Consider the following 23,866-nt stretch of genomic DNA (forward strand, 5'->3'; position numbering starts at 1 on the left):
GTTACTTGTTCTCCTCGGCGTTCAGACGGGAATGGGTGACGGCGGGCTCGTTGCCGCCCAGCAGCAGATAGAGCACGGCCATCCGGATCGAGACACCGTTGGCGACCTGCTCGACGGCCGTGCAGCGGTCGGAGTCGGCGACCTCCGCGGTGATCTCCATGCCGCGGTTCATCGGTCCCGGGTGCATCACGATCGACTTCCCGGGCATCCGGCCCATGCGCTCGCCGTCCAGTCCGTAGCGCCGGGAGTACTCCCGCTCGGTGGGGAAGAAGGCGGCGTTCATCCGCTCGCGCTGCACCCGCAGCATCATCACGGCGTCGGATTCCGGCAGCACCCGGTCGAGATCGTACGAGACCTCGCACGGCCACCGCTCGACCCCGATCGGTACGAGCGTGGGCGGGGCGACCACGGTGACCTGGGCGCCGAGCGTGTGCAGCAGCAGGACATTGGAGCGGGCGACCCTGCTGTGCAGCACATCGCCGACGATGGTGACGCGCCGCCCCTCCAGATCACGTCCGATGCCCGCGTCCGCGCCGACCAGCCGGCGGCGCAGGGTGAAGGCGTCGAGCAGCGCCTGGGTGGGGTGTTCATGCGTACCGTCGCCCGCGTTGACGACCACGCCGTCGATCCACCCGGAGGTGGCGAGGCGGTACGGGGCGCCGGAGGAGCCGTGCCGGATGACGACGGCGTCGGCGCCCATCGCCTCCAGGGTCAGCGCGGTGTCCTTGAGCGACTCGCCCTTGGAGACGGACGAGCCCTTGGCGGAGAAGTTGATGACATCGGCCGACAGGCGTTTGGCGGCGGCCTCGAAGGAGATCCGCGTACGGGTCGAGTCCTCGAAGAAGAGATTCACCACGGTGCGGCCGCGCAGGGTCGGCAGCTTCTTGATGGGCCGGTCGGCGACCCGTGCCATCTCCTCGGCGGTGTCGAGGATCAGCACGGCCTCGTCGCGGCTGAGGTCGGCGGCGGAGATGAGATGGCCGGGTGTGCGGGGGCCGGCCCCCGGGAGGCGCAGCATCTGGGGAGTGCTCCGTTGTGTGGGTGTACGGGCGTGCGGGCGCGCGAAGGCATCCGTACGGGATGGGTGGCGTACGGAGGCGTGCTAGCGCTCGCCGGACGCGGCAGGCTGCTTGAGGCCGAGCAGGACGGTGTCCCGGCCGTCTTCCTCGGCGAGCTGGACCTTGACCGTCTCGCGCAGCGAGGTGGGCAGGTTCTTGCCCACGTAATCGGCGCGGATCGGCAGTTCGCGGTGGCCCCGGTCGACGAGGACGGCGAGCTGCACGGCGCGCGGGCGCCCGATGTCGCCGAGCGCGTCGAGGGCGGCCCGGATCGTTCGGCCGGAGAAGAGCACGTCGTCGACGAGGACGACCAGCCGTCCGTCGACGCCGTCGCCGGGGATGTCCGTACGGGCCAGCGCGCGGGCGGGCCGCAGGCGCAGGTCGTCGCGGTACATCGTGATGTCGAGGGAGCCGACGGGGATCGAGCGGCCGGTGATCTCGGCGAGCTTTCCGGCCAGCCGGCGGGCCAGGAAGACTCCGCGGGTCGGAATGCCGAGCAGCACCACGTCGTCGGCGCCCTTGGCGCGTTCGACGATCTCGTGGGCGATACGGGTCAGGGCCCGTGCGATGTCGGGGGCCTCCAGGACGGGGCGTGCCGCCTCGCCGATGCCCTCTGTCCGGCCTGCCCCGCCGACGGGGCCGGTCTCGCTGGTTCCGGTTTCGCTGGTGTCGCTGGTGTCGCTGGTGTCCATATGAAACGGACCTCCTTCTCCGCCTCACGGGACGGATCTTAAAGGACGTCGGAATTACGCCACCCAGGCTAGCAGGAGGCCCGCGCCGTACCTGCTCGCACCCCTGTCGTGGCACGGCGGAAAGCCCGTTGCGGGCCGCGGGGCGACTCCTTCGGCTTGACGCATCCAAGTAACGCTGCGTAACCTCACAGTGAGTTACCAGACTTCGTCCGGGGAGCTATATGTCCAGCGAATACGCAAAGCAGCTCGGGGCCAAACTCCGCGCCATCCGCACCCAGCAGGGCCTCTCGCTCCATGGCGTGGAGGAGAAGTCCCAGGGCCGCTGGAAGGCAGTGGTGGTCGGTTCGTACGAGCGGGGCGACCGCGCCGTCACGGTGCAGCGCCTCGCCGAGCTGGCGGATTTCTACGGGGTCCCCGTGCAGGAGCTTCTTCCCGGCACGACCCCCGGCGGAGCCGCCGAGCCGCCGCCGAAGCTCGTCCTCGACCTGGAGCGGCTGGCCCATGTGCCGCAGGAGAAGGCGGGCCCCCTCCAGCGTTACGCGGCGACGATCCAGAGCCAGCGCGGCGACTACAACGGCAAGGTGCTGTCGATCCGCCAGGACGACCTGCGCACGCTCGCCGTGATCTACGACCAGTCGCCCTCGGTCCTGACCGAGCAGCTGATCAGCTGGGGCGTTCTGGACGCCGACGCGCGGCGCGCGGTCGCCCACGAGGAAGGCTGACAAACCCGCCGCAGACCAGCAGAAACGTCACCTCCGGAGGGCGGTCCCGTATGCCTACGGGCCCGCCCTCCGGTGCGTTGCCACAGGCCGCCCACACCCCCGGAAGAGGCGCGCCGGGAGGCCCCGTCCCGGAACGCGGCAAAGCGCCGGACAGAGCTGGGACAGCCCGTCCGGCGCTTTCGCGGCACGCCGGCCAAGTCCATGATCCGGAGCGTCTCCGTGCCCCGGTGGCCGCTCAGACGCGGCGCAGGCTCGGCTTGAGGTCCTTGAAGCGGCCGAGCAGACCGTTCACGAAGGACGGGGAGTCGTCGGTGGAGAACTCCTTGGCGAGCTGTACCGCCTCGTCGATCACCACCGCGTCCGGGGTCTCGTCCACCCACACCAGCTCGTACGCGCCGAGCCGCACGATGTTCCGGTCGACGACCGGCATCCGGTCGAGCGTCCAGCCCACCGAGTAGGTGGAGATGAGCTCGTCGATGCGGTCCGCGTACTCCGCGTACCCCTCGACCAGCTCCATCGTGTACTCGCCCACCGGCGGCTGGCGGTCATCGGTCCGGGCATGCCGCAGCCAGTCCGCGAGGACGGTCTGCACGGACGCCCCGCGCTGGTCGGCCTCGAAGAGAATCTGGAAGGCGCGCTTACGGGCCTTGTTGCGGGCAGCCACGGTTAGCTGTTCACCCGGCCGAGGTACTCACCGGAGCGCGTGTCGACCTTGATCTTCTCACCGGTGGTGATGAAGAGCGGGACACCGATCTCGTAGCCGGTCTCCAGCCTGGCGGGCTTGGTGCCGCCGGTGGAGCGGTCGCCCTGGACGCCGGGGTCGGTGTGCTCGATCGTCAGCTCGACGGCGGCGGGCAGCTCGACATAGAGCACCTCGCCCTCGTGGGCGGCGACGGTGGCCGTGAAGCCCTCGATCAGATAGTTGGCGGCGTCCCCGACCGCCTTGCGGTCGACCATCAGCTGGTCGTAGGTCTGCATGTCCATGAAGACGAAGTACTCGCCGTCCATGTACGAGAACTGCATGTCGCGGCGGTCAACGGTGGCCGTCTCGACCTTCACGCCGGCGTTGAAGGTCTTGTCGACGACCTTGCCGGAGAGCACGTTCTTCAGCTTGGTGCGCACGAAGGCCGGGCCCTTGCCGGGCTTGACGTGCTGGAACTCGACGACGGACCAGAGCTGGCCCCCGTCGAGCTTGAGCACCAGGCCGTTCTTGAGGTCGTTCGTGGAAGCCACGGTTGCGGAATCTCCTGGACTGAAGCTGGTGGACGACCGAGGGTGCGCGCTAGAGCGCGAGCAGCTCCTTGGTCGTGATGGTGAGTAGCTCGGGTCCGCCGTCCGCCTCGGGGCGGACGACGAGCGTGTCATCGATCCGGACACCGCCCCGGCCCGGGAGGTGGACCCCCGGTCCGACGGTGACCGGCACACAAGCGTCCAGTTTACCCATGGCCGCGGGGGCGAGCTGCGGGTCCTCGTCGATTTCGAGTCCGACACCATGTCCCGTACGGGGTGCGAGCCCCTCGCCGTGCCCCGCGGCCTCCAGCGGGTGCCGGGTGGCGTGGTCGACCTCGCGGTAGCCGGCGCTCGGCACAAGGGCCTCCCGACCTGCCCGTTGTGCCGCGAAGACCAGCTCGTACAGCTCGATCTGCCAGTCGGCCGGGGAGGTCCCGATGACAAACGTGCGGCCGATCAGACACCGGTAGCCGCGGTAGTCGGCACCGAGGCTGACGGAGAGGAAATCTCCCTCCTCGACCCGGCGGTCCGAGGGGTGGTGCCCGCAGCGCCCGGAGTTGGGGCCGGTGGCGACGGCGGTCGGGAAGGCGGGGCCGTCCGCGCCGTGGTCGACGAGGCGCCGCTCCAGCTCCAGCGCGAGATGGCGTTCGGTACGGCCCACCAGGATCGACTCCAGCAGCTCGCCCAGCGCCTGGTCGGCGATCTCGGCCGCGATCCGCAGGCAGGCGATCTCCTCCTCGTCCTTGACGATCCGCTGCTGCTCGACGGCGCCGGCCAGATCGGTCAGCCGCAGCCGTGGCGCCACGGAGCCGATCGCGCGGTGGCGGGCGACGGTCAGATGGTGCTCCTCCACGGCGAGGGTCCCGGCGACCGACGAGCCGAGGGTTCCCGCGGCGGCGATCGCGGGGTCGCCGGTGGTGTGGGACAGGACGGTGAGCCGGAGGTGTTCGTCGATCCGCCGTCCCCCGGCGTCGTCGTCGGAGGGAGGACGCGGGCAGTACAGCATGTCCCCGTCGGGTCCGGGGCCGAGCAGCAGTACGGCGCCGGGGGGCGTCCCGCCCGCGAGGTAGCGGACGTTGGCGGGGCGGGAGACCAGGGCCGCCGCGACGCCCGCGGCCGAGCACCGGTCACGCAGCCGCGCGCGGCGGGCCGCATACACGTCTGACATGACCCGAGCGTATGAGCGAGGACCTCACCCGGCCGGTTCAGCGCGTCCGACCGGGGGGCGCGGCTCACGGCGGCTCACATCAGGGGCGCGGCTCACGGCCGGCGGCGCGGCTCACGGCGGCTCAAGCCGACGGCACGGCTCATGTCGTACGCGCGCCGCCGACAGCCGCCGGCCGTCACCAGCTGGGCGGGCTCGTGAGGGAGCGGGCGAGGAAGTCGTCGAGGACCCGGGCCGTGGTCTCCACGTCGTACTTGGAGTTGTCGATGATCGGCAGCCCCGAGCCGTACCAGCCGGCCATCCGGCCGTGGATGCTGGCCACCTCCTCGTCGGAGAGCCGGCGGTTGCCGCTGCGCTCGGCGTTGCGCTCCAGCACGATCTCCAGCCCCGGCAGCAGGACCACCGGCAGCAGGCCGGGGCCCACATGGCGCTTCCAGCCGCCGAGACCGACGACCGGCCGGTCGGGGAAGACCGCGTCGTCGAGGATGCAGGAGATGCCGTTGGCGAGGAAGTTGCGCGCGGCGAAGCCGCAGGTGCGGCGGGCCAGCCGGTACTGCGCCTCGGAGTGGTCGTTCCAGCCGGACTGCGGATCCGCGAAGCCGGAGCAGACCCATTCGCGGACGTCATCGAGGCTGATGTGCGCGGTGGGCACGCGGCGGCTCATCGCCCAGTGCCTGGCCACGGTCGTCTTGCCCGCGCCGGCCGGGCCGATCAGCAGAACGGCGAGGGTCGCCGCGCCGGTGCCGCCGTCGGGGGCGGGTGGCATGGCGGGTACGGGCACCGGGCCACCGGGCGGCAGCTGGATATGACCGGTGGAGTCCGCGGCGGGCGGCCCGGCGGGCGGCCCCTGCGGCGGTACGGGCGCGCCGTGCGGCGCGTGCGCCGGACGCGGGCCGGGAGGCTGGTGCGGGCCGGGCGGCTGAGGCTGCGCGGGCACATGGTGCGGCCCCGGAGGCTGAGGGGGCACAGGCGGTTGCCCCGGCCCCTGGTGCGCCCATCCGCCGGATCCGTACCCCGGTCCCTGGGGAGGCGGCAACGGAGCCCCCGCTGAGTGCTGCATCCGGTGCCACTCCGTCTCGTGCGACTGCGCTGGTCGGCGACTCCCTGCCCTGTCGGCCGCGCGCTACCGAACGGTACCGCCCCCCGCCGCCACACTGGCAACGGCCGGGGTGCGGCAACAGTGCCCGGTCAGCCGGACACTTCCTCCGCGAGCGCCCGCAGGGCGAGCCGGTACGACCCGATGCCGAAGCCCGCGACCGTACCGCTGGCGATGGCCGCGACCACCGACGTATGGCGGAATTCCTCCCGTGCGTACGGATTCGAGATATGCACCTCGATGAGCGGCGCGGTGCGCTGAGCCGCCGCGTCCCGCATTCCGTACGAGTAGTGCGTGAACGCACCGGGGTTGAGAACGACCGGAATCGAACCGTCCGCGGCCTCGTGCAGCCAGCGGATCATCTCCCCCTCGTCGTTCGTCTCACGGACGTCCACCTCGAAGCCGAGCTCCTTGCCCAGCTCACGGCACGCGTCCACGAGACCCGCGTACGAGGTCGCGCCGTAGACATCGGGCTCGCGCGAGCCGAGCCGGCCGAGGTTGGGGCCGTTGAGGACGAGGACCCGCCGGGTCACGCCGACACCTCCCCGTACGCGGCGAGCAGTACCGCCGGGTCCGGGCCCTCCAGGACGGTCGGCTTGGCGAGCCCGTCCAGCACGATGAAGCGCAGCAGATTGCCTCGGGACTTCTTGTCGACCTTCATCGTCTCCAGCAGCCTGGGCCACTGGTCACCGCGGTAGGTCAGCGGCAGGCCGACGGACTCCAGCACGGAGCGGTGCCGGTCCGCGGTCGCGTCGTCCAGCCGGCCCGCGAGCCGGCCCAGCTCCGCGGCGAAGACCATGCCGACGGAGACGGCGGCGCCGTGCCGCCACTTGTAGCGCTCGTTCTTCTCGATCGCGTGGGCGAGGGTGTGGCCGTAGTTCAGGATCTCGCGCAGCCCGGACTCCTTGAGGTCGTTGGAGACGACCTCGGCCTTGACCCGGATCGAGCGCTCGATCAGCTCGGCGGTGTGCGGGCCGGAGGGCGTACGCGCGCCCTCGGGGTCGGCCTCGACGAGATCGAGGATGGCCGGGTCCGCGATGAAGCCCGCCTTGATGATCTCGGCCATACCGCTGACGTAGTCGTGGACGCCCAGCGAGTCCAGCGCGGCGAGGTCGCAGAGCACCCCGGCGGGCGGATGGAAGGCGCCGACGAGGTTCTTGCCCTCGGCGGTGTTGATACCGGTCTTGCCGCCCACGGCCGCGTCGACCATGGCGAGCACGGTCGTCGGTACGGCGATCCAGCGCACCCCGCGCAGCCAGGTCGCGGCGACGAATCCGGCCAGGTCGGTGGTGGCTCCGCCGCCGACCCCGACGATCACATCGGTACGCGTGAAGCCGGTCTGTCCGAGCGCCTTCCAGCAGTACGCCGCTACCTCGGCGGTCTTGGCCTCCTCCGCGTTGGGCACCTGGATCGCGACGGCCTCGTACCCCTGGTCCGCGAGATCCTGGCGCAGCGCCTCGCCCGTACCCTCCAGCGCCTCCGGGTGCAGGACCGCGACCCGCTTGGCCTTCGGGCCGACGAGCGCGGGCAGTTCCCCCAGCAGCTGCCGGCCGACCAGCACCTCGTACGGGTCGTGCCCGGCGGTGCCGCCGACCTGGATACGGGTGACTGTCTGGTCCGTCATGCGGGGTTCTCCTTGCCGGGGGTCCGGAGTTCTTCTGCCGGGAGGTGCTTGAGCTCCAGCGCGTCGAGGACGGCCTCGGCGACCTCTTCGGGGGTGCGGTCGTCGGTCGGGACCACCACCCGGGCCACATCCGTGTAGTGATGGCGGCGTGCCTCCATCAGCGTCTTCCACTGCTGGCGGGGGTTGACGGCCAGCAGCGGGCGGGCGATGTTCAGCCCGACCCGCTTGACGGCCTCGCCGACCTCCATCGAGAGATAGACGACGGGGAGCCCGGCGAGCAGCGCGCGCGTGGCGGGATCCAGGACGGCGCCGCCGCCGAGGGCCAGTACGCCCCGGTGCTCGGCGACCGCCCGCCGCACCGCCTCGCGCTCCAGCTCGCGGAAGCGCGGCTCACCCTCGTCCACGAAGATGTCCGCGATCGACCGCCCCTGGCCTGCGACGATATCGGCGTCACTGTCGCGGAAGCCGGTGCCCAGACGTTCGGCGAGCAGCTCGCCGACGGTCGACTTACCGACCCCCATCGGCCCGACCAGCACGATGACCGGTGCGCTCACCCGCTCCGTCCCCTCTGTGCCCTCTGTGCCCTTCACCGGATCTGCCTTCTCCACCGGATCCGGCCCGCTCACCGGAACCGCAGATTGTCGAGGTACGAGCGGACATTGCGCCGCGTCTCGGGCACGCTGTCGCCGCCGAACTTCTCGGCGACCGCGTCCGCGAGGGTCAGCGCGACCATGGCCTCGGTGACGATGCCGGCGGCCGGCACGGCACACACGTCGGAGCGCTGGTGGTGCGCCTTCGTGGCCTCGCCGGTGACCACATCGACGGTGGCCAGCGCGCGCGGCACGGTCGCGATGGGCTTCATCGCGGCCCGCACCCGCAGCAGTTCACCGGTCGTCAGCCCGCCCTCGGTGCCGCCGGAGCGGCCGGACGCACGCCTGATGCCGTCGTCGGTCGCCACGATCTCGTCGTGCGCCTGCGAGCCCGGCACCCGCGCCAGGTCGAAGCCGTCGCCGACCTCGACGCCCTTGATCGCCTGAATGCCCATCAGGGCGGCGGCGAGCCGCGCGTCGAGCCTGCGGTCCCAGTGCACGTGCGAGCCGAGCCCGACGGGCACCCCGTACGCCAGTACCTCGACCACTCCGCCGAGGGTGTCGCCGTCCTTGTGGGCCTGGTCGATCTCCGCGACCATCGCCTCGCTCGCGTCCGCGTCGAGGCAGCGCACCGGGTCCGCGTCCAGCTTCGCCACATCGGACGGGACCGGGTACACACCGTACGGAGCCTTGGCCGTGGCCAGCTCGACGACATGGGACACGATCTCGATCCCGGCCGTCTCCTTCAGATACGAACGGGCCACCGCGCCGAGCGCGACCCGCGCGGCGGTCTCCCGCGCGCTGGCCCGCTCCAGGACCGGCCGGGCCTCGTCGAAGCCGTACTTCTGCATCCCGGCGAGATCGGCGTGGCCGGGCCGCGGGCGGGTCAGCGGCTCGTTACGGGCGAGTCCCGCCAGCACGTCGGGGTCGACCGGATCGGCCGCCATGACCTGTTCCCACTTGGGCCACTCGGTATTGCCCACCATGATCGCGACGGGCGATCCCATGGTCAGACCGTGCCGTACACCGCCGAGGAACGTGACCTCGTCGCGCTCGAACTTCATCCGGGCACCGCGCCCATAGCCGAGGCGCCGCCGGGCCAGGTGGTCCGCCACCATCTCCGTGGTGATGGGCACACCGGCGGGAAGTCCCTCCAGCGTCGCCACGAGTGCGGGGCCGTGGGACTCCCCCGCGGTCAGCCAGCGCAACCTGCTCAACGGTGCTCCTCATGCTCGCGCCCTCGACTGCTAGTGGCGCGACCGGTGCGCGGCCCTGGCCCGCCATGTCCGATCCTCCCACGGCCGGGAGTCCGACCGCCGACACGGTCCGATACGCGGACAAAGACGCGCGACGAGGACGCGCGAGGCGGAGCCCGACGCCGCCGTCAGGACGAGAACGAAGACGAGGACGAGGACGGCGACGAGGACGGCAACGCGGACGGCGACGCGGACGAGCCGGCGGCGTCCGCGTTCCCGCCGATCGCGGCGGTCCCCGCCGCCCGCATGACGGCGAGCGGGGCGGGCGAGCGGCCCGTCATCAGCTCCACCTGGAGCACCGCCTGGTGCACCAGCAGATCGAGCCCGCTGATGACCGCCCCGTCGCGCTCCGCCCAGGCCGCCGCCAACGGGGTCGGCCAGGGCTCGTACAGCACGTCGAAGAGTGTCCCGGCCCCGGCGGGAACGGCCGCGGTCAGCTCGTCGGTGGCACCGGCCGGGGTGGTGGCGATCACCAGAGGGGCGCGCAGAGCCCGGTCCGCCTCCGCCCAGTCGGCGATCCGGACGTCGACCGCGAGCCGCTCGGCCCAGCCGCGCATCTCGGCCGCGCGGGTCTCGCTGCGTACGTACGCGGTGACCGGGCCCGTACAGATCAGGGCGAGCGCCGCGACGGCGGACGAGGCGGTCGCGCCCGCGCCGAGGATCGCCGCGGACTCCACCTTCTCCACACCGCGCTCACGCAGCGCGGCGATCATGCCGGGGATATCGGTGTTGTCGCCGGTACGCCGGCCGTCGTCGCCGAAGACGACGGTGTTGACCGCCTCCACGGAGGCGGCGGTACCGGTGATCTCGTCCAGCAGCGGGATGACGGCCCGCTTGAGCGGCATGGTCAGCGAGAGACCGGCCCAGGACGGATCGTCCCGCAGCGTCTCGAAGAATTCGGGCAGCCCAGCCTCTCCGACCTCGAACCGGTCGTACGACCAGCCGTCCAGGCCCAGCGCGTCGTACGCGGCGCGATGCAGCACCGGGGACAGGGAGTGGGCGATGGGCGATCCGAGGACCGCCGCCCGCCGACATCGGGTCACGGTTTCTTGCTTTCCTTCTCGTACTGCTGACGGTTCTCCTCGTGCTCCTCATTCGTGACGGCGAAGAGCGTCTTGTCCGAGGTCACCGAGACGAAGTAGTACCAAGGACCGTCCGCCGGGTTGATCGCCGAATTCAGGGCGTCGGCACCCGGATTCCCGATCGGCCCCGGGGGCAGACCCTTGATGTCGTACGTGTTGTACGGGTCCTTGATCTTACGGAGATTGTCGACCGCACCAATATCCAGTCTGCTCTGGCTCTTGATGTAGTTGATCGTGGAGTCGAATTCAAGGCGTCCGACCGTCTCCGTGTTCTCCGGCTGAAGGCGGTTGTAGACGACTCGCGAGACCTTGTCGAAGTCGTGCTTGTACTTGCCCTCCGCCTGCACGAGGCTCGCGACCGTGATCAATTGGAGCGGTGATTTCAGTCCGAGCTTCGCGGCCTCGGCCTTGAGGTCCTGCTTGCCGTATTCGGCGTTGGCGCGGGCGACCATCTTCTTGAGCACTGCCTCGGGCTTCATGCCCTTGGCGACCGGATAGCTCGCGGGGAAGAGGAAACCCTCCAGCGGGTCCTTGATGTCCTTGTTGTCATTCGCCCAGGCCGGCAGACCGAGATTCTTCGCCTCGGCCTTCGCGACAGCGGCGGTCTCGCCCTTCTTGAGGTCGAGCCGCTTGTCGATCTCCTCGTAGACCCAGACATTGCGCCGGCCCTCGGGAATGACCAGCGCGTTACGGCTGCTCGGGCTCAGCATGGTCTTCACGGCGTTCGCCGCGGACATTTTCTTGCTCAGCCGGTAGACGCCCGCCTGGATGGTATTGCCCTTGGGATTCGCCTGCTGCGCGGAGACAAAGGCGCGCTGGCTCTTCACCACGCCTTTCTTCACCAGGAGTGCGGCGATCTCATAACCGCCCGCGCCCTGCGGGATCTCCACCTCGACCGTGCCCGATCCGGTGCCGACGTAGTCAGGCGGAGGACCGAATTTCGTCTGCCAGTACTGGTATCCGACATAGCCGACGCCACCGACACCGCCGACCAGCACCACGGCCACGACCATGCAGGCGACGCCGTTGCGGCCCTTCTTCTTCGTCTTGCCGCGACGGTCCCGGCCGCCGCCCCGGCGGCCCTCGCCCGGCTCGGCGCCCTCGTCGTCGCCATCGCCGTCACCGGTGAAGAAGGGGTGGGTCTCCTTCTGCTGCTCGTCCTCCCAGCCGTCCCCCTGTTCGGGCGCGGGCTCCGGCTCGGCGCGTCGCTGAGCGGGCGGCTGTGGCGGCGGATACGCGTCGGGGGTGGCGTAGTAATCCTGGTTGTCGCCGTAGCCGGCGGGCTGCTGGGCGTCGTAGGACGTACCGGGCTGTCCGCCGTACGGCATGGTGGCCTGCTGGCCGTTGTCCCAACTGCCGTTGTACTGAGGGTCGTTGTACTGCGGCTGCGGATGCTGCTGATGGGCCTGCCGCGCCTGCTGCTGCGCCTGGGGATGCTGTTGCTGATGAGGGTGCTGCTGCTGACCGCCGTACTGCTGGGTCTGGTGCGCCTGCTGCGGATCGCCGTACTGGGGGTTGTGGTACTGCTGCCCGTCGTACCGCGGCTGCTGCGCCTCGTAGTGCGGCTGCCCACCCTGCTGCGGGTGGTACTGCTGCTGGTACGGGTCCTGACCGCCCCCGTACTGGGCCTGCCCCTGCGGGTGCGGCCGCTGCGCGTACTGCTGCTGGGCCTGCCCGGCATAGGGAGCGCTGCCGTCGGTGGCCTGCTGTGCCGCCCACCCCTGGTCCCCGTACAAGGGGTCCTCGGGGTGCCACGGTTCGGAGCCGGGGCCCCGGCCATAGTCAGTCATCGATCCCCTAGAGCCGCGAGGCGATAGCCGCTGAGCGCTGTGGCGCCGCGTCCGTTTCTCCTCTTTGCTGTGCGGCAGCTGTTCGAACACTGCCGCATCGCGCGGAACGTTACCGTATCGCGATCAGATGACCACTTCGACGCCCTCGCCGGGAGGATTACCTGATACCCGTTCGGCCTCAAGCGCGCTCTGGAGGATGACGACCGCCGCCACTTGGTCGATCACGGAGCGGCCCTTCTTCGCTTTCACGCCGGAGGCCCGCAATCCCTGACTGGCCGTCACTGTGCTCATCCGCTCATCGACCAGTCGTACGGGCAGCGGCGCGATGGAGCGCGCCATCTCCTCGGCGAACGTACGTACCTTCGCCGCGGCCGGTCCCTCGCCCCCGTTGAGGGAGCGCGGGAGCCCGATCAGCACCTCGATCGGTTCGTACTCCTCGACGATCTGGCGCAGCCGCCGGTGGGCGGCCGGGACGTCGCGTCCCGGCACGGTCTCCACCGGCGTGGCGAGGATCCCGTCGGGGTCGCACGAGGCGACCCCGATGCGGGCGTCCCCGACATCGATCGCTAGCCGGCGTCCGCGTCGCATACGGCGTCAGGCCGTTTCGGCGACGAGGCGTTCCACAGCGGCGACGGCGTCCCCGATGGCGTCCGGGTTCTGGCCGCCGCCCTGGGCGACGTCCGGCTTGCCGCCACCGCCGCCGCCGAGGGTCTTGGCGGCGGTACGGACCAGGTCACCGGCCTTGAGACCGCGCCCACGGGCGGCCTCGTTGGTGGCGATGACCGTCAGCGGGCGCCCGTTGGCCGTGGTGAACAGGGCCACGACGACCGGCCGGTCACCCTGGACGCGGCTCCGGACGTCGAGGACCAGCTTGCGCAGATCGTCGGCCGAGGTGCCGTCCGGGACCTGTCCGGTGACCAGCGCCGTGCCCCGTACGTCCTTGGCGCTCCCGGCGAGCCCGGCGGCGGCGGCGAGCACCTTCTCCGCGCGGAACTTCTCGATCTCCTTCTCGGCGTCCTTCAGCTTGGCGAGCATGCCGGAGATCTTCTCGGGCAGCTCCTCGGAACGGCCCTTGACCAGCTCCTGGAGCTGGGCGACGACGGTGTGCTCCTTGGCCAGGAAGTTGTAGGCGTCCACGCCGACCAGCGCCTCGATACGCCGCACCCCGGAGCCGATGGACGACTCGCCGAGCAGCTTCACCAGACCGAGCTGGGCGGTGTTGTGGACATGCGTACCGCCGCAGAGCTCCTTGGAGAAGTCGCCGATGGTGACGACGCGGACCCGCTCGCCGTACTTCTCGCCGAACTCGGCGATGGCGCCCTGCTTCTTGGCCTCGTCGATCGACATGACCTCGGCCTGCACATCCAGCTCGCGGGCCAGGACCTCATTGATCTTCTGCTCGACGTCGAGCAGGACCGTGCCGGGTACGGCGGCGGGCGAGCCGAAGTCGAAGCGGAAGCGGCCCGGCGAGTTCTCCGAGCCGGCCTGGGCGGCCGTGGGACCGAGGGCGTCACGCAGCGCCTGGTGCGTGAGGTGCGTGGCGCTGTGGGCGCGGGCGATGGCGCGGCGGCGGTTGATGTCGATGGCGGCGTAGGCCGAGGAGCCCACGGTCACCTCGCCGACCTGCACGGATCCCTTGTGCACGGAGACCCCGGGGACCGGCTGCTGGACATCGCGGACCTGGATGACGGCGCCGCTGTCGAGCTTGATCCGGCCCTGGTCGGCGAGCTGGCCACCGCCCTCGGCGTAGAAGGGCGTGCGGTCGAGGACGATCTCGACGTCGTCGCCCTCGGTGGCGGCGGGCGACGGCACCCCGTCGACGAGGAGGCCGACAATGGTCGACTCGCCCGCGGTGGAGGTGTAGCCGGTGAACTCGGTGGAGCCGCTGTTGTCGGCGACGGCGCGGTAGGCGGAGAGGTCGGCGTGGCCGGACTTCTTGGCCTTGGCGTCGGCCTTGGCCCGCTCCCGCTGCTCCTTCATCAGCCGCCGGAAGCCGGCCTCGTCCACGGAGAGGCCCTGTTCGGCGGCCATCTCCAGGGTGAGGTCGATCGGGAAGCCCCAGGTGTCGTGGAGCAGGAACGCCTTGTCGCCGGAGAGGACCTGACCGCCGGCGGACTTGGTCTCGGTGACGGCGGTGTCGAGGATGTTCGTGCCGCCCTTGAGGGCCTTGAGGAAGGCGGCCTCCTCGGCGAGGGCCACGGTCTCGATGCGCTTGCGGTCGGTCTCCAGCTCCGGGTACTGCTCGCCCATGGTCTTGATGACCACGTCGATCAGATCGGCGACGACCGGCTGAGTGGCGCCGAGGAGCCGCATATTGCGGATGGCGCGGCGCATGATGCGGCGCAGCACATAACCACGGCCCTCGTTGCCGGGGGTGACACCGTCGCCGATGAGCATGGCGGACGTACGGATGTGGTCGGCCACCACGCGCAGGGAGACGTCCGAACCGCGGTCGGCGCCGTAGCGCACGCCGGTCAGCTCGGTGGCCTTGTCCATGACGACGCGCAGGGTGTCGGTCTCGTACATGTTCTGTACGCCCTGGAGGATCATGGCGAGACGTTCGAGGCCGAGACCGGTGTCGATGTTCTTGGACGGCAGCTCGCCGAGGATCTCGAAGTCCTCCTTGCCGGTGCCCTCACCGCGCTCGAACTCCATGAAGACCAGGTTCCAGATCTCCACATAGCGCTCGTCGTTGACGGCGGGGCCGCCCTCGACGCCGAACTCCGGACCGCGGTCGTAGTTGATCTCCGAGCAGGGGCCGCAGGGACCCGGCACGCCCATCGACCAGTAGTTGTCCTTCTTGCCCAGCCGCTGGATGCGCTCGGCCGGCACGCCGATCTTCTCGCGCCAGATCTGCTCGGCCTCGTCGTCGTCGAGGTAGACGGTGATCCACAGACGCTCCGGGTCGAGCCCGTAACCGCCGTCCGCCACGGAGCTGGTCAGCAGCTCCCAGGCGTAGGTGATGGCGCCTTCCTTGAAGTAGTCGCCGAACGAGAAGTTGCCGCACATCTGGAAGAACGTGCCGTGCCGGGTGGTCTTGCCTACCTCTTCGATGTCCGGTGTGCGCACGCACTTCTGCACGCTGGTGGCGCGCCGGTGCGGAGGCTTGACCTCGCCGAGGAAGTACGGCTTGAAGGGCACCATGCCCGCCGGGACCAGCAGCAGAGTCGGGTCGTCCGCGATGAGCGACGCCGAAGGGACGACGGTGTGACCGCGCTCCTCGAAGAAGCTCAGCCAGCGGCGACGAATTTCAGCCGACTCCATCAGTGGTCCTCATTCCGGTTGTGCGGGTTGTAGTGACGCGGGTGGTGGTTCTGCGGGTGGGCGGAGTACGCGGTCCGGGGCTGTTCGGTGTACTCGATGGCGGCGAGGCGCCGGGGGGCGGGAAGCGCGGGATCGACGGGCGCTTCGAGGCCGAGCGCCTCGCCGAGCTCCGCCTCGCGCCGTACCATCCCCGTCCTCACGTCAACGGCGAATTCCCTGACTTTGTGCCCGGCGTCGATCGCCTTGTTCGCGGCCTGGGCGGCGAGGCTCTCCGGGGTCAGCTGCTTGAGCTTGCGGTGGACCTTGGTGGTGGCCCAGACGCCGGCGGCCGCGCCCGCGGTGAACCAGAACGTACGGCGGAACATCGCTGCGTCAGCCCTTCTTCTTCCTGCGCCGGGCGGACGGCAGCGTACGCCCGGCGATGACCGTGCGCCGGACGGCCGGCTCGGGCGCCGTACCGGCGTCCTGCGCTCCTCGCCGCCCGAGCGCCTGGCGTACGCCGTAGCCGAACGCCGCGACCTTGACCAGTGGTCCGCCGAAGGTCGAGGCGACCGTCGTGGAGAGCGCCGAGGCATTGGAGGTGACTTCCTGGACGTCCGTCGCGATGGCGTCCACCCGGTCGAGCTGGGTCTGTGCGGAACGGACCGTCGCCGACGCGTCCGCCAGCAGCGGCACGGCCTGTTCGGTCACCTCCGCCACCAGTCTGGTGGTCGCCCTGAGCGTCTGGGCCAGCCTCACCAGCACCACGGCCAGGAAGGAGACCAGAATGGCCCAGAACACGGCCACCAGGATCCCGGCAACCTCTCCACCGGTCACGCCGCACCGCTCCCTGATCGTCGACGGTCATCTGGAAAGCGACTGGAAAGTCGTCCTCCGACCCTATCGCGCCGGGGGTGGCGTCCCGTACCGGATTAGCTCCTGTCCGGCCGGGGGCCGGGTGGCGTTCGGCGGGAGAGATTGTACGGAGTGCGGCGGGTTGAGTACTCTGCGTGTCCCATGCGACGCCCCTTTCGCTCCGGCCCTCCGCCGGCCGTACCCGCCCCGGCTCCGGGCAATCTCCCCGCCGAGCTGAACCGCTTCGTGGGGCGCGACGACGAGCTGGCCGCGCTGACGCGGCAGCTCGGGGAATCCCGGCTGGTCACGGTGGTGGGGGTGGGCGGAGTCGGCAAGACCCGGCTGGCCCTGAAAGCCGTGGAGGCCCTGAAGAAACGCTACTGCGATGGCATCTGGCTCGCCGAACTCTCCGCGCTCCGCGACCCCGAACTGCTCGAACACGCGCTGGTGGAGGCGCTCGGACTGACGGACCACAGCGGCAGGCCCACGCGTCAGGTGCTCACCGGCCGGCTCGCCACGCGCCAACTCCTGCTGGTGATCGACGGATTCGAGCAGCTCGTCGACGCCTGCGCCGTGATGGTACGGGAACTGCTGCGCCGGGCACCGGAGTTGCGGGTACTCGCCGTCGGCAGGCGACCGCTCAGGGTGGACGGTGAGCTGGTCTTCTCGCTCGCCCCGATGACGGAGACGGACGCGGTACGCCTCTTCGCCGAACGGGCCGCCGCCGTATCGCCCGGCCCGCCCGTACCCTCCGCCGACGCCCGGTCCGCCGCCGTACAGGAACTGTGCCGCCGCCTCGACGGGATCCCGCTCGCGCTGGAGCTGGCGGCCGGACGGCTCCATGTCCTCTCCGTCGAGCAGATCCTCGACCGCGTCGGGGACCGCTTCCGGGTGCTCACCGACGGCAGACGGGGCGCGCCGCCGCGCCATCAGACGCTCAGGACCGCGATCGGCTGGAGCCATGAGCTGTGCACCCCGGCCGAACGGCTGCTGTGGGCGCGGCTGTCGGTCTTCGCCGGACCGTTCGACCTGGAAGCCGCCGAGTATGTGTGCGGCGGACCCGAACTGCCGGACGAGGAAGTCCTGGACGTGCTCGCCGAGCTGATCTCGCAGTCGCTCGTCGTCCGCGAGGAGACCCCGGCGGGGACGCGCTACCGGATGCTCGACACCGTCAGGGCGTACGGCGCCGAGTGGCTGGAGGCGCTGGAGGACACGGAGCGGATGCGACGCCGGCACCGCGACTGGTACATGGGGCTGGCGACCTGGTACGAGCTGGACTGGTTCAGCCCGCGCCAGGCCGAGGTGGCGGCCGGTACGGAGAGCGCGCTGCCCAATCTGCGCGCCGCGCTCGAACTGTGTCTGGAGAGTCCCGAAGAAGCCCATCTGGGCCAGCATCTGGCGGGCACGCTCTGGTTCTACTGGGCGGGATGCGGCCGGCTGACCGAGGGGCGGCACTGGCTGGGCCGGGCCCTCGCGCTGGACACCCCGTATGACGAGTCACGGCTCAAGGCCCTGTGGGTGCTCGGCTATGTCGCCGTACTCCAGGGGGACAGCACGGCCGCGATGGGCGCCCTGCACGAGTGCCGGGAGGAGGCCGCGCGTACCGGCAACGCGCCGGCGCGCGCGTATGCCGTGCACCGGCTGGGCTGTCAGGCGCTGCTCACCGACGACATGCCGCGCGCCGAGCGGCTGCTGCGCTCGGCGCTCGACATGTACCGGGATCTCGGCGAGCTGAACAGCAATGTGCTGATGGCCCAGGTCGAGCTGGCCATGACCCTGGTCTTCCAGGGCGATCTGGAGGCCGCCGTCGCCCTGTGCGAGGAGGTCCGCGAGATCTGCGAGGACAGCGGCGAGCGCTGGACCAGGGCGTACGCGCTGTATGTGCTGGCCTACGCGGCCTGGACGCGCGACGCGCACGCCGAGGCCCGGGCGCTGGTCGCGGAGTCGATCACCATCCACCATGGGTTCAACGATCTGGTGGGGCTGGTGCTGGCCGTCGAGCTGATGGCGCTGGTGACGGCGAGCGAGGGCGATCACGCGGAGGCCGCGGTGCTCCAGGGCGCCGCGAGCCGGCTGTGGGAGTCGGTCGGGCCGCCGCTGTTCGGCTCCGGTTTCTTCGGTGCGCCGCGCGCGCTGTGCGAACGGCGCGCGAACGAGGCGCTCGGCACGGAGCGGTACGCGGCGTACGAGGACGAGGGGCTCGGGCTGTCGACGAGCGCGGCCGTGGCGCGGGCGCTCGCCGAGCGCAGACCGGCCGCCGCGGTGCCGCACCAGCAGCCGGAGGCGTCCCGGCCGGCCCGGAAGACGCGGAAGCCCGCCGGCTCCCCCACCGTACGAGGCGGGGAAGCGGCGGGCTGAAACGCCCTCTGCTCACGCCCGCGTCAGCGGGCGCTCCACATCAGCGGGCGTAGTACTCGACGACCAGCTGCTCGTCACAGATGACCGGGATCTCCTTGCGCTGCGGGTCACGGTCCAGGCGGAACGCCAGGGCCTTCAGGTTGACCTGCAGGTAGCGCGGGGTCTCGCCGTCCGTGTCGTAGCCGCCCTCGCGCGCGACCTGGAAGGGGACCTTGTCGCGGCTGCGCTCGCGGACCATCACGACGTCGTCGGGACGGACGCGGAACGACGGCTTGTCGACCTTGCCACCGTTGACCTCGATGTGGCCGTGGACGACCATCTGGCGGGCCTGGTAGATGGTGCGGGCAATGCCCGACCGCAGGACCAGGGCGTCGAGGCGGCGCTCCAGCTCGACGACCAGGGCCTCGCCCGTCTTGCCCTCGGCCTTGCGGGCGCGGTCGTAGGCGCGGGCCATCTGGCGCTCGCTGATGTCGTACTGAGCGCGCAGGCGCTGCTTCTCCAGCAGACGGACCTTGTAGTCACTGTTCTGCTTGCGTCCACGGCCGTGCTCGCCCGGCGGGTAGGGACGGGCCTCGAAGTACTTGACAGCCTTCGGCGTCAGCGCGATACCGAGCGCGCGTGACTTCTTGACCTTGGGACGCGACTGGTTAGGCACGTTCTCCAGACCTCCGTTGTAGGTTAGGTTAGGCTCACCTTACTTAAGGAGATCGCATGTCTCGCCCTGGGAACACCACGCGCATCACAGACAGCCTCGGCGCACAGAGCGACGAATCGACGGAGGTCCGATCAGCTCATGGTCAGCCGCGTCCCAGCGGGCTTGAAATCGATCGGATGCCGTCAGCAGCCGAGCGCACACGAACTCTCGTACAGAGTACATGCTCGGCAGTACTGATCATTCCGGGCCTGGACGGTGCCAAGCCCTACCAGCTGATGCCCGACGCGCGGAGCGTCGGACCGGACGGTGAGGTGTTCCTCGCGTTCCCCGCCGACTCCCCCGCCGTACGCGCCGCGGCCCACGCGCAGCACGACGAGCTGAACGCGGTGCTGGAGATCACGGACGTCGCGCCCGTATCCGTACCCCACCGTATCCGGGGCCGCGCCTGGCTCTCCGGCTGGCTCACCCGCGCACCGGGCGGGGCCGGACCCGGGCGGATGACGCTGCGCCTGGAGGTCGGCGAGGCGTCTGTGGACGATCTCTGGGGCGCGGACCCGGTGGAGCCGGAGGACTTCGCCACGGCCGCGGCCGATCCGCTGGTGGAACACGAGGCGGAACTGCTCCAGCATCTGCACTCCGCCCACAGCGCGGAGGTCCAGTCGCTGCGCGCGCTGCTCGGCGAGCGGGCCGCGCTCCTCGGAGGCCGGGACCGCCGCGGGGACCGTCGCCGTACCCGTCGCGCTCGACCGATTCGGACTACGGGTGCGCTTCGCCGGAGTGCGGTGCTTCGACGCCCGCTTCGACTTCCCCGAGCCGGTGCGGAACGTCAACGAGCTGCGGTACGCGATGCACACGCTCTTCGACGCGGCGGCGGGATAACGGGCTCACGGGGCAGCCGGCTCAGACCCCGTCACCGCTCGGCGCCGTCACCGCTCTCCGCCGTCACCGCTCGGCGCCGTCGCCGCGCAGCCGCTCGCGCACCTTGTCGACCACGTCCGCGTACCGCGCCTCCGCGCCGTACCGCGTCGGCTCGTAGTAGCGCCTGCCCCGCACCTCGTCCGGCGCGTACTGCTGGGCCGCGATCCCGCCCGGCACATCGTGCGGATAGATATAGCCCTGGGCATGGCCCAGCTTGGCCGCGCCCTTGTAGTGGCCGTCGCGCAGATGCGCGGGGACCGGCCCCGCCAGCCCCTTCTTCACATCCTCCAGGGCGGCGGAGATGGCGGTCGTGGCCGCGTTCGACTTGGGGGCCAGCGCCAGCGCGATGGTGGCGTGGCTCAGCGTGAGAGCCGCTTCCGGGAAACCGATCATGGCCACGGCCTGGGCGGCGGCGACCGCTATCGGCAGGGCGGTGGGGTCGGCGAGGCCGATGTCCTCGCTCGCCGAGATCATCAGCCGTCTGGCGATGAACCGGGGGTCCTCCCCCGCCTCGATCATCCGGGCCAGATAGTGCAGCGCCGCGTCCACGTCGGAGCCCCGGATGGACTTGATGAGCGCGCTCGCCACGTCGTAGTGCTGATCGCCGTCACGGTCGTAGGCCACCGCCGCCCGGTCGACGGTCTCCTCCAGGGTCCGGAGGCTGATCTCCTTCTCACTCTTGTCGATCGCGGCGCCGGCCGCCGCCTCCAGCGCCGTCAGCGCGCGCCGGGCGTCGCCGCCCGCGATCCGCAGCAGATGCGCCTCGGCGTCGTCGGGGAGCGTGACCGCGCCGCCGAGGCCGCGCTCCTCCGTGAGCGCCCGCCGCAGCAGACCGCGCAGATCGTTGTCGGTGAGCGGCTCCAGCGTGAGCAGCAGGGAGCGGGAGAGCAGCGGGGAGATCACCGAGAAGTACGGATTCTCGGTGGTGGCGGCGATGAGCGTGACCCAGCGGTTCTCGACCGCGGGCAGCAGCGAGTCCTGCTGGGCCTTGCTGAAGCGGTGGATCTCGTCGAGGAAGAGGACGGTCTCCTTGCCGAACCCGCCGGAGGCGCGGCGGGCCCCGTCGATGACGGCCCTGACCTCCTTGACGCCCGCGGTGATCGCGGAGAGCTCCACGAAGCGCTTGTTGGTCGCCTTGGAGACGACATACGCGAGGGTCGTCTTGCCCGTACCCGGCGGGCCCCAGAGGATCACGGACGAAGGACCGGCCGGGCCGCCGTTGCCCTCGCCCACCAGTCTGCGCAGCGGGGATCCGGGCTTCAGCAGATGGCTCTGGCCGACGACTTCGTCGAGGACGCGCGGCCGCATCCGGACGGCCAGGGGGCTGCTGGACGGGTCCTTCTCCTGGCGGTCTTCCGCCGCTGCGGTAAAGAGGTCGGGCTCCACGCGTGAAGCCTATGCCAGACCACTGACAGCGCTGGTCCCGTCGGTCCCGTCAGGGATCCCCGGCCGCCGACACGGTCCTCAGCCGGTCCAGAAGTCCCACCAGCGGGTCAGGATCAGCATCCCGATGATCCCGATGTGCAGCACCGGCAGCACCCAGGTGAACTCGCTCAGGAAACCGCGCAGCCAGGACGGCGCGGGCAGCACGCCCTCACGGATGTTGTGGGACGTGACGTACCAGAACATCAGGATCGTGGCGACCCAGGCCAGGCAGCACCACAGGCAGAGCGAGTTGATGCTGTAGAGCGACTGGTACTGGAGCCAGGTGCAGAATCCGACGCCGAAGAGGGTGCCCGCGTTCAGCCCGAGCCAGAACCAGCGCCGGTAGCGCGCCCCGGCGAGCAGTCCGACCCCGATGGAGATCACCACGGCGTAGGTGACGAGCCCGAGCATCGGGTTCGGGAAACCGAAGACCGACGCCTGGTCGCTCTTCATGATGTTGCCGCAGGAGACCACCGGGTTGAGGCTGCACCCGGGGGTGAAGTTCGGGTCCTCCAGCAGCTTGAACTTGTCGAGGGTGATCACCCAGGCCGCCAGCAGGCCCGCCGCGCCCGTGATGACCAGCAGGAGCGCGAACGCCCGGCCGCCGCCGACCGTGCCCGCAGCCGTCTTCTCCTCCCGGTCGGAGGAGGAGACGTCGTCCACCACAGCTCTCGTCATCATCGCCGTTCCATCACTCAGGGAGTTCCCGCACTCAGGGACCCGCGGGGGCAGGCTCATTGTGCCGCACGGGCCCCGGGGTCCACCGTTCGCCCGGGATAAGGAAAGCGGGGCCCGGACGGTCTCCGTCCAGGCCCCGCACGGTCTCCGCGCGGTCAGCCGAGCCGCTGTGTCAGCTCCGTCACCAGATCATCGAGAGCCACCGCCGACTGCTCGCCGCTCTCCATGTCCTTGAGCTGAGCGACCCCCTCCGCGAGATCGCGCTCGCCCGCGACGATCGTGTAGCGGGCACCGGAGCGGTTCGCGTTCTTCATGGCCCCCTTGAGGCCCTTCGCGCCGTACGAGAAGTCCGCGGCGATCCCGGCCCTGCGCAGCTCGGTGACGACGGCGAACAGCCGACGCCGCGCCTCCTCGCCGAGCGGCACCGCGAAGACGCTGGTGGCGTTCGGGAGGTCGAGCCGGATCCCCTCGGCCTCCAGCGCCAGCACCGTACGGTCCACGCCGAGCGCCCAGCCGACCGACGGGAGCGCCGGGCCGCCGATCATCTCGGAGAGCCCGTCGTAACGGCCGCCACCGCCCACCGCGGACTGCGCGCCGAGCCCGTCGTGCACGAACTCGAAGGTGGTCCTGGTGTAGTAGTCGAGCCCGCGTACGAGCTTCTCGTCGTCCTCGTACGCCACCCCGGCGGCCGTCAGCAGCTCGCGCACCTCCTCGTGGTACGCCTTGCACGCGTCGCACAGATAGTCGCGCAGCATCGGCGCCCCGACGAGCTGCTTCTGTACGTCGGCGCGCTTGTCGTCGAGCACCCGCAGCGGGTTGATCTCGATGCGCCGGCGGGTGTCCTCGTCCAGGTCGAGCCCGCGCAGGAAGCCCTGGAGCGCCTCGCGGTAGACGGGGCGGCACTCCTTGTCACCCAGCGAGTTGAGCAGGATACGGAAGTCGCGCAGCCCCAGTGAGCGGTACGCCTGGTCGGCCAGGATGATCAGTTCGGCGTCGAGAGCGGGGTCCTCCGCGCCGATCGCCTCGGCCCCGACCTGCGAGAAGTGGCGGTAGCGGCCCTTCTGCGGGCGCTCGTAGCGGTAGTACGAGCCGGAGTACCAGAGCTTGACCGGCAGATTCCCGGCCTTGTGCAGATTGGCCTCCAGCGCGGCGCGCAGTACGGAGGCGGTGCCCTCGGGGCGCAGCGCCAGCTTGTCGCCGCCCTTGGTCTCGAAGGCGTACATCTCCTTGGACACGATGTCGGTGGACTCGCCGACACCGCGGGCGAACAGCTCGACGTTCTCGAAACCGGGCGTCTCGATATAGCCGTAGCCGGAGTTCTTCAGCGGCGCGGAGATGGCCTCGCGCACCGCGAGATAGACCGCCGAGGCGGGCGGGATCAGATCGTAGGTGCCCTTGGGGGCCTGGAAGGTGCTCATGAAGATCGGTG

22 protein-coding genes and 1 pseudogene are annotated in these 23,866 nt (G+C 70.6%); 3 read left to right on the forward strand and 20 right to left on the reverse strand.

The window, feature by feature from the left end; genetic code table 11:
- Position 1: 1 nt before the first annotated feature.
- Both ACFRKB_RS12985 and pyrR read right to left on the reverse strand, forming a co-directional pair.
- Positions 2–1,018, reverse strand: coding sequence for an aspartate carbamoyltransferase catalytic subunit (locus ACFRKB_RS12985; RefSeq protein ID WP_383105691.1), 1,017 nt, complete (start codon positions 1,016–1,018; stop codon positions 2–4).
- A gap of 84 nt (positions 1,019–1,102) precedes the next feature.
- Positions 1,103–1,750, reverse strand: a complete 648-nt coding sequence (gene pyrR, locus ACFRKB_RS12990; RefSeq protein ID WP_383105692.1) for a bifunctional pyr operon transcriptional regulator/uracil phosphoribosyltransferase PyrR — start codon at positions 1,748–1,750, stop codon at positions 1,103–1,105.
- 221 nt (positions 1,751–1,971) lie between these two features.
- Here pyrR and bldD point away from each other — a divergent pair, with 221 nt between their 5' ends.
- Entirely contained in the window at positions 1,972–2,472 is a 501-nt protein-coding gene (bldD, locus tag ACFRKB_RS12995; RefSeq protein ID WP_030355502.1) for a transcriptional regulator BldD, read from the forward strand.
- Positions 2,473–2,707: 235 nt separating this feature from the next.
- Here the strand turns inward: bldD and nusB are convergent, their stop codons facing one another.
- The 14 genes from nusB to ACFRKB_RS13065 form a co-directional block, all read right to left on the reverse strand.
- A complete protein-coding gene (gene nusB, locus ACFRKB_RS13000) occupies positions 2,708–3,136 on the reverse strand; it encodes a transcription antitermination factor NusB (RefSeq protein ID WP_365977221.1) in 429 nt (142 codons plus the stop codon).
- 2 nt (positions 3,137–3,138) lie between these two features.
- Entirely contained in the window at positions 3,139–3,705 is a 567-nt protein-coding gene (efp, locus tag ACFRKB_RS13005; protein ID WP_365977220.1) for an elongation factor P, read from the reverse strand.
- 49 nt (positions 3,706–3,754) lie between these two features.
- A complete protein-coding gene (locus ACFRKB_RS13010) occupies positions 3,755–4,870 on the reverse strand; it encodes an aminopeptidase P family protein (protein WP_383105694.1) in 1,116 nt (371 codons plus the stop codon).
- A 175-nt stretch (positions 4,871–5,045) separates the two neighbouring features.
- The gene (locus ACFRKB_RS13015; protein WP_383105695.1) at positions 5,046–5,927 is read right to left on the reverse strand and encodes a Pro-rich N-terminal domain-containing protein; all 882 of its coding nucleotides are present in this window, start codon (positions 5,925–5,927) and stop codon (positions 5,046–5,048) included.
- A gap of 128 nt (positions 5,928–6,055) precedes the next feature.
- Positions 6,056–6,496, reverse strand: a complete 441-nt coding sequence (aroQ, locus tag ACFRKB_RS13020) for a type II 3-dehydroquinate dehydratase (protein ID WP_030355497.1) — start codon at positions 6,494–6,496, stop codon at positions 6,056–6,058.
- Entirely contained in the window at positions 6,493–7,587 is a 1,095-nt protein-coding gene (gene aroB / locus ACFRKB_RS13025; protein ID WP_383105696.1) for a 3-dehydroquinate synthase, read from the reverse strand. The genes aroQ and aroB overlap by 4 nt, the downstream gene beginning before the upstream one ends.
- The gene (locus ACFRKB_RS13030; RefSeq protein ID WP_383105698.1) at positions 7,584–8,141 is read right to left on the reverse strand and encodes a shikimate kinase; all 558 of its coding nucleotides are present in this window, start codon (positions 8,139–8,141) and stop codon (positions 7,584–7,586) included. The genes aroB and ACFRKB_RS13030 overlap by 4 nt, the downstream gene beginning before the upstream one ends.
- A 68-nt stretch (positions 8,142–8,209) precedes the next feature.
- Positions 8,210–9,394: a chorismate synthase gene (gene aroC, locus ACFRKB_RS13035; RefSeq protein ID WP_383105699.1), complete on the reverse strand. Its 1,185-nt coding sequence runs from the start codon at positions 9,392–9,394 to the stop codon at positions 8,210–8,212.
- Between the two features lie 167 nt (positions 9,395–9,561).
- Positions 9,562–10,476, reverse strand: a complete 915-nt coding sequence (locus ACFRKB_RS13040; RefSeq protein WP_383105700.1) for a shikimate dehydrogenase — start codon at positions 10,474–10,476, stop codon at positions 9,562–9,564.
- Complete coding sequence (gene mltG / locus ACFRKB_RS13045) at positions 10,473–12,305, reverse strand: endolytic transglycosylase MltG (RefSeq protein WP_383105702.1); 1,833 nt, start codon at positions 12,303–12,305, stop codon at positions 10,473–10,475. Before mltG ends, ACFRKB_RS13040 begins: the two co-directional genes overlap by 4 nt.
- A 123-nt stretch (positions 12,306–12,428) precedes the next feature.
- Positions 12,429–12,893 carry a Holliday junction resolvase RuvX gene (gene ruvX, locus ACFRKB_RS13050; RefSeq protein ID WP_030355491.1) on the reverse strand — a complete coding sequence of 155 codons (465 nt, stop codon included), beginning with the start codon at positions 12,891–12,893 and terminating at the stop codon, positions 12,429–12,431.
- A 6-nt stretch (positions 12,894–12,899) separates the two neighbouring features.
- Entirely contained in the window at positions 12,900–15,569 is a 2,670-nt protein-coding gene (alaS, locus tag ACFRKB_RS13055; RefSeq protein WP_383105703.1) for an alanine--tRNA ligase, read from the reverse strand.
- Positions 15,569–15,934 (reverse strand): DUF6167 family protein, encoded by a 366-nt coding sequence (locus ACFRKB_RS13060; protein ID WP_383105704.1) that lies wholly within the window; start codon positions 15,932–15,934, stop codon positions 15,569–15,571. The genes alaS and ACFRKB_RS13060 overlap by 1 nt, the downstream gene beginning before the upstream one ends.
- Before the next feature lie 7 nt (positions 15,935–15,941).
- Entirely contained in the window at positions 15,942–16,385 is a 444-nt protein-coding gene (locus ACFRKB_RS13065; RefSeq protein ID WP_376585337.1) for a DUF948 domain-containing protein, read from the reverse strand.
- 180 nt (positions 16,386–16,565) lie between these two features.
- Between ACFRKB_RS13065 and ACFRKB_RS13070 the strand changes: the two genes are divergently transcribed.
- Positions 16,566–18,761 carry an ATP-binding protein gene (locus ACFRKB_RS13070; RefSeq protein ID WP_383105705.1) on the forward strand — a complete coding sequence of 732 codons (2,196 nt, stop codon included), beginning with the start codon at positions 16,566–16,568 and terminating at the stop codon, positions 18,759–18,761.
- A 40-nt stretch (positions 18,762–18,801) separates the two neighbouring features.
- On the opposite strand, the gene rpsD is transcribed toward ACFRKB_RS13070, so the two are convergent.
- Positions 18,802–19,416 carry a 30S ribosomal protein S4 gene (gene rpsD / locus ACFRKB_RS13075; RefSeq protein WP_249951035.1) on the reverse strand — a complete coding sequence of 205 codons (615 nt, stop codon included), beginning with the start codon at positions 19,414–19,416 and terminating at the stop codon, positions 18,802–18,804.
- A gap of 176 nt (positions 19,417–19,592) precedes the next feature.
- On the opposite strand from rpsD, the pseudogene ACFRKB_RS13080 reads away from it, so the two are divergent.
- Positions 19,593–20,295, forward strand: a pseudogene (locus tag ACFRKB_RS13080) (DUF2470 domain-containing protein).
- Between the two features lie 63 nt (positions 20,296–20,358).
- Here ACFRKB_RS13080 and ACFRKB_RS13085 read toward each other — a convergent pair.
- The 3 genes from ACFRKB_RS13085 to hisS all read right to left on the reverse strand — a co-directional run bounded on the left by ACFRKB_RS13085 (position 20,359) and on the right by hisS (position 23,855).
- Positions 20,359–21,720 carry a replication-associated recombination protein A gene (locus tag ACFRKB_RS13085; protein ID WP_383105707.1) on the reverse strand — a complete coding sequence of 454 codons (1,362 nt, stop codon included), beginning with the start codon at positions 21,718–21,720 and terminating at the stop codon, positions 20,359–20,361.
- Positions 21,721–21,798: 78 nt separating this feature from the next.
- Positions 21,799–22,437, reverse strand: a complete 639-nt coding sequence (locus ACFRKB_RS13090; RefSeq protein ID WP_383106031.1) for a vitamin K epoxide reductase family protein — start codon at positions 22,435–22,437, stop codon at positions 21,799–21,801.
- 155 nt (positions 22,438–22,592) lie between these two features.
- Complete coding sequence (gene hisS, locus ACFRKB_RS13095) at positions 22,593–23,855, reverse strand: histidine--tRNA ligase (protein WP_383105708.1); 1,263 nt, start codon at positions 23,853–23,855, stop codon at positions 22,593–22,595.
- Between the last annotated feature and the right edge of the window lie 11 nt (positions 23,856–23,866).

The organism is Streptomyces scopuliridis (genome assembly GCF_042790125.1).
GTDB classification, from domain to species: domain Bacteria; phylum Actinomycetota; class Actinomycetes; order Streptomycetales; family Streptomycetaceae; genus Streptomyces; species Streptomyces scopuliridis_A.